The 9,146-nt window shown below is 67.9% G+C and carries 6 protein-coding genes; 3 read left to right on the top strand and 3 right to left on the bottom strand.

Going from position 1 to position 9,146, the window contains the following annotated elements:
* The coding region (locus ACP7AZ_RS17460; protein ID WP_426039928.1) for a hypothetical protein at positions 1–125 on the top strand (125 nt) is incomplete at its 5' end.
* A gap of 172 nt (positions 126–297) precedes the next feature.
* On the opposite strand, the gene ACP7AZ_RS17455 is transcribed toward ACP7AZ_RS17460, so the two are convergent.
* The 3 genes from ACP7AZ_RS17455 to ACP7AZ_RS17445 are packed head-to-tail and all read right to left on the bottom strand — an operon-like array spanning position 298 to position 6,198.
* The gene (locus ACP7AZ_RS17455) at positions 298–1,620 is read right to left on the bottom strand and encodes an alpha/beta hydrolase family protein (protein ID WP_426039927.1); all 1,323 of its coding nucleotides are present in this window, start codon (positions 1,618–1,620) and stop codon (positions 298–300) included.
* A gap of 22 nt (positions 1,621–1,642) precedes the next feature.
* Positions 1,643–4,795, bottom strand: coding sequence for a TonB-dependent receptor domain-containing protein (locus tag ACP7AZ_RS17450; RefSeq protein ID WP_426039926.1), 3,153 nt, complete (start codon positions 4,793–4,795; stop codon positions 1,643–1,645).
* Between the two features lie 44 nt (positions 4,796–4,839).
* Entirely contained in the window at positions 4,840–6,198 is a 1,359-nt protein-coding gene (locus tag ACP7AZ_RS17445; protein WP_426039925.1) for a dicarboxylate/amino acid:cation symporter, read from the bottom strand.
* 216 nt (positions 6,199–6,414) lie between these two features.
* On the opposite strand from ACP7AZ_RS17445, the gene ACP7AZ_RS17440 reads away from it, so the two are divergent.
* A complete protein-coding gene (locus ACP7AZ_RS17440) occupies positions 6,415–8,259 on the top strand; it encodes a sensor histidine kinase (RefSeq protein ID WP_426039924.1) in 1,845 nt (614 codons plus the stop codon).
* A partial coding sequence (locus ACP7AZ_RS17435; RefSeq protein ID WP_426039923.1) for a sigma-54-dependent transcriptional regulator occupies positions 8,256–9,146 on the top strand: 891 nt, incomplete at its 3' end. The genes ACP7AZ_RS17440 and ACP7AZ_RS17435, both read left to right, overlap by 4 nt.

Genomic DNA, 9,146 nt, shown 5'->3' with positions numbered 1-9,146 from the left:
GGTCCGGCAAGATCATGCGGCGGATCCTCAGAAAGATCGCCGAGAACGATCTGGGGTCGCTGGGGGATACGTCGACCCTGGCGGACCCGTCGGTGGTCGATGATCTGGTGAAGAACCGGAACTAGCGCCTCCTCTCCCGGCGGGAGAGGGCTTGAGCGTCCGGGAGCGAAGCGATCGGCCACGCGAAAGGGTGAGGGGTTGGCGCCAACCGGTGAGGGCACGCCCCTCACCCTTTCGGCCAAGACGCATCGCTACGCTCTGCGAGCCTCAAGCCCTCTCCCACCGGGAGAGGGAGATTTACAGGCTCGGCACGAAATCCGGGTCGATCAGGCAGGGTTGGCCGTAGGTCTCCGCCCGTGACTGACACGCTTCCAGGACATCCTGCGCGTCCGGCTTCTCGCCCGTGTCCAGCCAGCGGGTCATGGCGATCAGCAGGCCGGCGTACTGGGGGAGGCTGAGCTGGCTGTGCAGGGCCTCGGTGGTGAAGACCTGGCTCAGCAGGTTCGACCGGCCGGCCCCGGCGACCGTCTGCGCATAGATCGCCTCGTGTTCCACGAAGACCGTCGGGTCGTAACGGGCGTGCATCGTCAGGGTCGGCAGCATGATGGCGCCGGTCAGGTCGGCGTCATAGGCCAGGGCCGCGACGGCCGCCGGATCGGCCTCGAACCGCTCGACGCCCTGGTTCAGGGCCACGTCGTCGTCCGAGCCCTGATAGGTCGCTCCTGCGTTGGAGAACGGATTGCCGCCATCCAGCCGGTCCCAGACCATGTCCTGGAACAGGTTGGTGCCCCAGGCGAGGTGGGAGACCAGACTGTCCGCCGTTACGCCCACCACCGAAAGGATGTTCCTCAGCGCATCGGCCTGGGCGCGGGTGCGGGCCTCGGGGGCGAGGCTGAGGCCGGTACAGTCCTCGACCCGCGCGGCGATCTCGGCGCGGGGCATGGCGGCGCCCTCGGGCAGACCTTGCCAGAGCGGGTACCGGGTCTCGGTCGGGCGCGGGTGGTTGCGGCAGTAGAACTGGTAGACGGCGCGCAGGTCGGCCCGGAATGTGTAGCCGCGCGTACCGCCGGCCAGCAGGCCGCTGGTCAGGATGACGCCGTCATAGTTGCGCTCGCCGTCGGCCGAGACAGCATAGAGCTCCGCCGCCTTGGCCGCGACATTGCCGCCCCAGGACTGGCCGTGAAGCAGGGTGCGCTTCGGCTTGCCGAAGGCGTCCCAGACGATCCGGCGCAGATCGTCGGTATCGCGCGCGGCCATGCGCACGCCATAGCCGCCCCGACGATAGGTCGAGCCGGCCCAGGCGTAGCCCTCGCTGACCATGACGGAGAAGCGTTCGAGGTCCTCGACCGGGTCGTTGCGCAGGGGCTCGGCCGTGCGCGGGCCGCCGTGAGCGTGGACGATCAGGGTTCCGTTCCAGTCGCGTGGCCGGGCGATCCAGAACCAGGCTCCGTCCGCCGACCGACCCGAGGAACAGATCGTCCCCTCAGGCAGGCTGGCCGGGCACTCGGCCGGCTCCGGTGCGATGGCCTGGGCCGAGGCGGGCAGAACGCCCGCCCCGATCCAGATCAGCCCCGCAACGGCTCCTGTCAGAAGGAGGGGGGTCGAAAATACAGAACGCATCGTCCCCATCCGTCGCAACCGCCTAGAACTCCTTGGCCATCGACACGTACCAGTAGCGACCGTAGGGGCGATACAGCGAGCCGAGGTAGCCGGAGGACGACAGCGGCGGACGCTCGTTGGTGATGTTGCGTGCGCCGAAGCGGATGCGGCTGTTGGAGGCGAAGCCGTTGTTTTCCTCCCACTCGTACTGGCCGTAGAGGTTGCCGGTCACCTGGCTTGCGACCTCCCAGGCGTTGCCGGTGGCGTCCAGCAGGTTCGTGTCGTTCACCGCCGAGATATACTGGGTAAAGGCCCCGACCTGCCACGGACCCTGGCTCCAGGTCACCGAACCCGACAGCTTCCATTCCGGGCGGCCGTTCTGGGCCAGGAGGTTGCTGGAGTCGGGCAGCGGCGTGGCGGCGTTGATGGTCCCGGCGGCGCGTGCGGCATACAGGGCGTCCACCGCCGGACCTGCTTCACGACCGAACTTGATCAGCTTGGCGGCGTCGATATTGACCCGGAAGCTGCCGAGCGGGGTGTTTCGCAGACGCCAGTTGAACCCGATGTCCATGCCCTCGACATCCTGCGGCAGCAGGTTGACGAACCGGTCGCTGATCGAGGTGATCACACCCGCCGGCGTCAGGCCCGTACCGGCAAACAGGGCGATGTCGTCGGCGTTGACCGGCGCGCGCGTGACGAGAGGGTTCGAACGACCCTGGACGCGCTCGGCGTAGTCGAGGACCACCGCGTTCGCACCGCCGAACAGGCCGACGATCTTCTCCTGCTGGATGCGCCAGCGGTCGACCGTGAAGGTGAAGTCCCCCCACTCCGCCGGAATGAACTGGGGCTGGAAGACGACGCCGTAGGACTGGTTCTTGCTCTCTTCCGGCTCGAGGTCCGGGTTGCCGGAGACCAGCAGCGACGCGCCGATAGAGCGCGAGCAGGCGCCGAAGGTGGCGATCCGGCGGGCCCGCAGATCCGCCTCGCAGCGGATGTAGTCGGGGTTGGTCGACAGGCGGCCGTAGGTGGCGGTGTTGACCTGTTCCAGGTTCGGGGCGCGGAAACCTTCCGAGTAGGAACCCCGAATCCGCAGGCCGTCGACGATGTCCCAGGCGGCCGCGACCTTGGGCTTGGCGACGTCGCCGAAGTCCGAATAGTGCTCGGCCCGGCCGGCGATCTGGAACTCCAGATTATGCACCAGCGGGATGTTCATTTCCGGCGAGACGACCGGCACGGCGAACTCGATGTAGGCCGAGGTCACGGAACGCTCGCCGTGGGTGTCCGGGTTCTGGCTGACGGCGATGACGTTCGACAGCTGGACCGCGCCGGTGACCGTGTCCCGGAACGGGTTGGAGCCGTCGAGGTTGGAGTCGCGGTCGTCGTTCTGGGTCTCCCTGCGGGCCTCGAAGCCGAAGGCCAGGCCGACGTCGCCGGCCGGCAGGCTGAACAGGTCGGGACGCGAGACCTTGAAGTCATAGAGGGCCAGGGTCGTCTTGCTCTCACGCTTCAGGGTGAAGGTGATGGCGTCGAGCGCCGTCTGCGAGCTGGGTGTGCAATCGCCGAAACTGGTCTGGGCGATGCAGCCGCCGCTGAACGGGTTGTAGGCGTCGGGCGTGGACAGGGCGAGCGAGGCCTGCAGCGCCTGGGTATTCACGGCGAGGGACTCGTCGACCGCCTCGGCTTCCGAATAGAGGAGCGCCGTCTCCCAGTCCCATCCGCGCCATTCGCCGCGCAGGCCGCCGAGGGCGCGGGCCTGGTAGTTGGTGACGTTGACCTTCTGATAGCCGGCATCGACGAAGCGGTACTGGTTCAGGGTGATGGCCAGGCCGGTGACCGGGACGTTGGTCAGGCCCGAGATTCGGTTGGGGTTCACCTGGCCGTTGGCAAAGGTGACCGGACCGAACGGGTTCCAGTAGTTGGTCGTCGGGATGGTCAGGGTGTTCAGGTTGATCACCGGCGGCTGAACCCGCTGGGTGTCGGCCGTGTAGTAGCCGAGTTCGCCGAAGGCGGTGACGCTGTCGTTGATGTCGTAGTGGCCCTGAAGGAAGACGTTCAGGCGCTGGGTGTCGGGCAGGATGGTGGTGCCGGGCGCGGTGTCGAAGCGCAGGTCGCGCTGGACGCCGTTGAAGTTCAGGGCGCCGGAGCCCAGGCAGATGTTGGCGTCATTGGCATTGGGAACCAGACAGCCCGTCAGAGTCGTCGGCTGGATGTGGAAGGCGCCGGCGGCTGTGGTCAGGGACGTGGTTCCGCGACGGATCGCCGTGGTCGCCCCGACGACCGCGAAGTTGCCCCAGGCGCCGCGCGTGTTGCGGGCGTCCGGCGTCAGGCTGGAGGCGAAGGCCTCATCCCCCGCGAACAGAAAGCGCAGGTTGTCGGTCGCCGTGTACTCCTGGTCCTCCGCGCGGAGGGCCGCACGGTCCGTGTAGTCGATGTAGACCGAGATATTGCCGCGCTCGAAGTCCTTGCCAGCAAAGACGCCGAGATTGAACTCCTTCAGGTGGGTGCCCTCGGCGCCGCCGTACTGGGCGCTCATCTTCAGCCCGTCGAAGTCGTCCTGGAGCACGGTGTTGACCACCCCGGCCACGGCGTCGGCGCCGTAGATGGCGGCCGCGCCGTCCAGCAGGACCTCCAGACGCTCAAGGCCGGTCACCGGAATGGCGTTGGAGTTGTAGGAGAGCACCGGCACCGTTCCGGTGTCCGAGGTTCCCTGGCTGGTCGGGTGCTGCACGATGCGACGGCCGTTCAGCAGGACGAGGGTGTTGCCGACGCCCAGCGAGCGCAGGTTGACCGAGTTGACGTCGCCACGCGCCGCGTTCGAGGTCTGGGGGTTGTTGGCCGCCGAGAACAGCACGTCGCCCATCTGGGGGATGGACCGCAGCAGGTCGTCGCCGTTGACGGCGCCGGTGGCCAGGATCTGCTCTTCGCTCAGCACCGTGACCGGCAGGGCGGCGGTGACGTCCGCGCCCCGGATCTGGGAGCCGACGACGACGATGTCGTCGACCGACGACGCGTCTTCGCCGTTCTGCTCCGCCTGGTCGGCGATCGACTGGGCGGCCTGCGACAGCTGGGTCGACGAGGGCACGGGGACGGGGGTCTGCGGGGTTTGGGTCTGCGTCTGGGCCCAGGCGGCGGGCGCCAGGCTCAGAAGGGCGGCTGCGGCGGTGGTCGCCAGCATCGCGGTCCTATTGGTGTTCATGTTCATCCTCCCAAAGTCTTTTTTGTTTTCAGGCACGTGAAAAGTCAGTCGCGGGCGATGACGAGGTCGTCGCCTGGTCCGGCGGCCGGATCGGGTTGGGCGGCCAGCGGCCGCGGAGAGCCGTCGAGGGCCTCGCGCAGGGCGTCGCGGTCCAGTTCGCCCTCCCAGCGCGCCACCACGAGGGTCGCCACGGCATTGCCGATGAAGTTGGTCAGGGCCCGGCACTCGCTCATGAAGCGGTCTATGCCGAGGATCAGCGCCATGCCGGCGATCGGCACGGTCGGGACGACGGCCAGGGTCGCGGCCAGGGTGATGAAGCCGGCCCCCGTGATTCCGGCCGCCCCCTTGGACGACAGCATGGCCACCAGCAGCAGCAGGACCTGCTGCTCCAGGGTCAGGTCGATATTCAGCGCCTGGGCGATGAACAGGGCGGCCATGGTCATGTAGATGTTGGTGCCGTCCAGATTGAACGAATAGCCGGTGGGCACGACCAGGCCGACGACCGACTTGGACGCCCCGGCGCGCTCCATCTTCTGCAGCAGGCTGGGCAGGGCCGCCTCGGAGGAGGAGGTGCCGAGCACGAGCAGCAGTTCTTCCTTCAGATAGCGGATCAGCTTGAAGATCGAGAAGCCGTTGGCTATGCCGACCGCGCCCAGCACCCCGATCACGAAAATGGCGGCGGTCAGGTAGAAGGTGGCGACCAGGGCGATCAGGTTGGCAATCGTCCCGATGCCATAGGCGCCTATGGTGAAGGCGAAGGCTCCGAACGCCCCGATCGGCGCCGCCTTCATCACGATGGCCACCAGTTTGAAGAAGGCCGCGCTGACCGACTCCAGGAAGGTCAGGACCGGCTTGCCGAGGTCGCCGACCGACGCCAGGGCGATGCCGAACAGGACCGAGACGAACAGGACCTGAAGGATATTGCCGGTGGAGAAGGCGCTGGCGAAGGTGTCGGGGATGACGCCCAGCAGGAAGCCGATGATGGTCGTCTCGTGCGCGGCGGTCGAATACTGGGCCACCGCCCCGGCATCGAGCGTGGCGGGATCGATGTTCAGACCGCGGCCGGGCTGGACGACATTGCCGACGATCAGGCCGACGATCAGGGCCAGGGTCGAGAAGACGAGGAAATAGGCGAAGGCCTTGGCCGCGACCCGGCCGACCCGGCCGAGGTCCCGCATGCCGGCGATGCCGGTGACGATGGTCAGGAAGATCACCGGGGCGATGACCATCTTCACCAGCTTGATGAAGGCGTCGCCCAACGGCTTCAGGCTCTCGCCGAACGCCGGGAAGAAATGTCCGATCAGCCCGCCAAACAGGATCGCGCCCAGGACCTGGACGTACAGGTGGCGATACCATGCGCGAGGTGCGCCGGACACGTGACCTGGATCGCTCGTGAGCTGCATCCGTCCTCCCCTGCGACCGTGATCGCGCTGTTTCCGCACGGTCTGACGCCGTGTCCCAAGACCCCATTTTGGCCGCGATCCAGATCATGACCAAACCCGCATTCTGCGGATTCAAGTTGCTGTTTTTTCTGTATTTTCTAAGCCACTCTCTGGATTTTGTCCGAAAAACCGGCCATCGACATGGCCTTTCTGTGCGGAATTCCGCATGATTGCTAAATGACAGCGTCCCCGCTCGATCGACTCGGCAGCCTCGTTTCCGCCCGGTCCTCCCGGCCGTGGCTGGTCCTGCTGCTGTGCTGGCTGGTCGCTTGCGGACTGGCCATGACGGCCGCCGGAGAACTGGCCCGCCGCGACGCCCAGGCGGACCTTGCCCGTCAGGCCGATGCCGCCGCCGTCCTCCATGCCGCCGTCCTGCGCAGCGAACTGGAGAAGCACCGCTCCCTCCCCGTCGTCCTGTCGCAGGACCCCGAGGTGGTCGGCCTCGTCGCCGGCCCGGGGCGCCAGGCCGCCGACGTCGTCAGCGCCAAGCTGGAAGTGCTCGCCGCCCAGACCCGCGCCGCTGCCATCTATGTGCTCGACCGGAACGGCGTCGCCCGCGCCGCCAGCAACTGGCGCGAGCCCACCAGTTTCGTCGGCTCCGACTACGCCTTCCGGCCGTATTTTACAGGCGCCATGCAGAACGGGGCGGCGGAGTTCTTCGCCCTCGGCACGGTCAGCGGACGCCCCGGCCTCTATCTCGCCCGCCGGATCGGAACCGCGGCTGCGCCGATCGGCATCGTGGTGGTCAAGGTCGAGTTCGACGCTCTGGAGGCCGACTGGCGCGGCTCCGGCGAGCCTGCCTATGTTACGGATTCCCGCGGCGTCGTCCTGGTCACTAGCGTACCTGAATGGCGGTTCCGCCGCAGTCGCGACCTGACCGCCGCCGAGCGCGAGGAGATCCTGGCCGATCAGACCCTGAGCGGCCAGGCGCTGGCGCCTCTGCCATTCGACAGCGCGGCGACGGGCACGCATCGGATCGTACGCGCCGCCGCAGGCGGGCCGTCAACCGAGTGGATTCTCGCCCACACCGGGACGGATACACCCGGCTGGACCCTGCATCTGCTGGATCCGATCGGCGGCGCCATTGTCGCCAACGTCATGAGCGCCCGGGCCGTCGCAGGGCTCCTGATCACCCTGCTCGCCGGCGGCGCAGGCGTTCTGCTGCGCCGCCGCCAACAGGCCATGGCTCGCGCAGAGACCGAGGAACGCGCCCGCGCCGAGCTCGAGCGCCGGATCGATGAGCGCACTCTTGAGCTCCGCGCCGCCAACGGCCAGCTGAACCGCGAGATCGACGAGCGCCGCCGCGCCGAGGCCAGCCGCGAAGTGCTGCGCGAGGAACTGGTCCAGGCCAACAAACTGGCCACTCTCGGCCAGATCGCCGCCGGCGTGGCGCACGAGATCAACCAGCCCGTTGCCGCCATCCGCACCCATGCCGATACGGCCAGCGCCTATCTTGATCGCGACGACCCCGAGTCCGCGCGTCGCAGCCTGGGACGCGTGGCCGAATTGACCGGCCGCATCGGCGCAATCACCGACGAACTGCGCGCCTTCTCGCGCAAGAGCACGCAAGGGATCTCCTCCGTCTCGCCCACCGCGGCCATAGACGGCGCATTCCTGCTGATCGGCGGGCGGCTGCGCGAAGGCGGCGTCGAGCTGGTCCGCACCGGCGCGGGCGATCTGCAGGTGCAGGCCGAGCCGATCCGGCTGGAGCAGGTCATCGTCAACCTGGCCCAGAACGCCTTCGAGGCCATGGCCGACGCCGGAACGCTCGAACCCAGACTGACCATCGACGTCGCCCGCAAGGGGCGTCGCGTCGAGATCGTCATCAGCGACAACGGGCCCGGCGTCGATCCAGCCATCGCAGCGGCGCTGTTCACCCCCTTCGTGACGACCAAGGCGGCAGGACTGGGCCTCGGCCTCGTCATCTGCCGCGACATCGTGGCCGGCTTCGGCGGCGAACTCAGCCTGAGGCCGGGCATGTCCGGCGCCCGGTTCGTGATAGCCCTGAAGGCCGCCGCGTGAACTTCTCCCGCCCTCGCTGCGTCACCCTGATCGACGACGACAATGACTTTCGCAGCGCCCTGCTGGAACGGCTTCAGCTTGAGGATCTGGAGGTGCAGGCCTTCGCCTCGGCCGAGGCCGCGTTGAAGGTGCTTGGCGCCGACTATCCCGGCGTCGTGGTCTGCGACCTGCGCATGCCCGGCATGGATGGTCGCGGCCTGCTGGCGCGGATTCAGGCGCTCGACGAGGGATTGCCGGTCGTGATGATCACAGGCCACGGCGACATCGCCGACGCGGTCGATGCGCTGCGCAACGGCGCCTACGACTTCGTGGCCAAGCCGTTCGACTTCGGCCGGCTGTCCGACAGCCTCAACCGGGCGCTGGAGAAGCGCGGACTGGTGCTCGACAACCGCGCCCTGGCGGCGGAGGTCGGTCGCGCCACCCCGGACCTGCCCTTGCTGGGGTCAAGCCCGGCGATCGCCCGGCTGCGTACAGTCATCGAACAGGTGGCGGACGCCGGAATGGATGTCCTGATCGAGGGCGAGACCGGCGTGGGCAAGGAGGTCGTCGCCCGCGCCCTGCACAACAGCGGCCGCCGCCGCGTCCATCCCTTCGTGCCGATCAACTGCGGTGCCCTGCCCCCTAGCCTGATCGAGAGCGAGATGTTCGGCCATGAGCCGGGCGCCTTTCCGGGCGCCGTCAAACGCCGCGTCGGCCTGATCGAACAAAGCCACCGCGGCACGCTGTTTCTCGACGAGATCGAGAGCATGCCGATGTCGGCGCAGGTGACCCTTCTTCGTGTCGTGGAACAACGTGAGATCCAGCCTCTGGGCGCGTCAGGGGCGCGCCAGCTGGACCTGCGGATTCTTGCCTCGTGCAAGTCGGACCTGAAGCGCGCGGTCGAGCGC

The organism is Brevundimonas sp. DC300-4, assembly GCF_049897365.1.
Taxonomy (GTDB): Bacteria; Pseudomonadota; Alphaproteobacteria; order Caulobacterales; family Caulobacteraceae; genus Brevundimonas.
The sequence above is the reverse complement of the archived record's forward strand: the minus strand, read 5'-3'. Positions and strand labels throughout refer to the sequence as shown.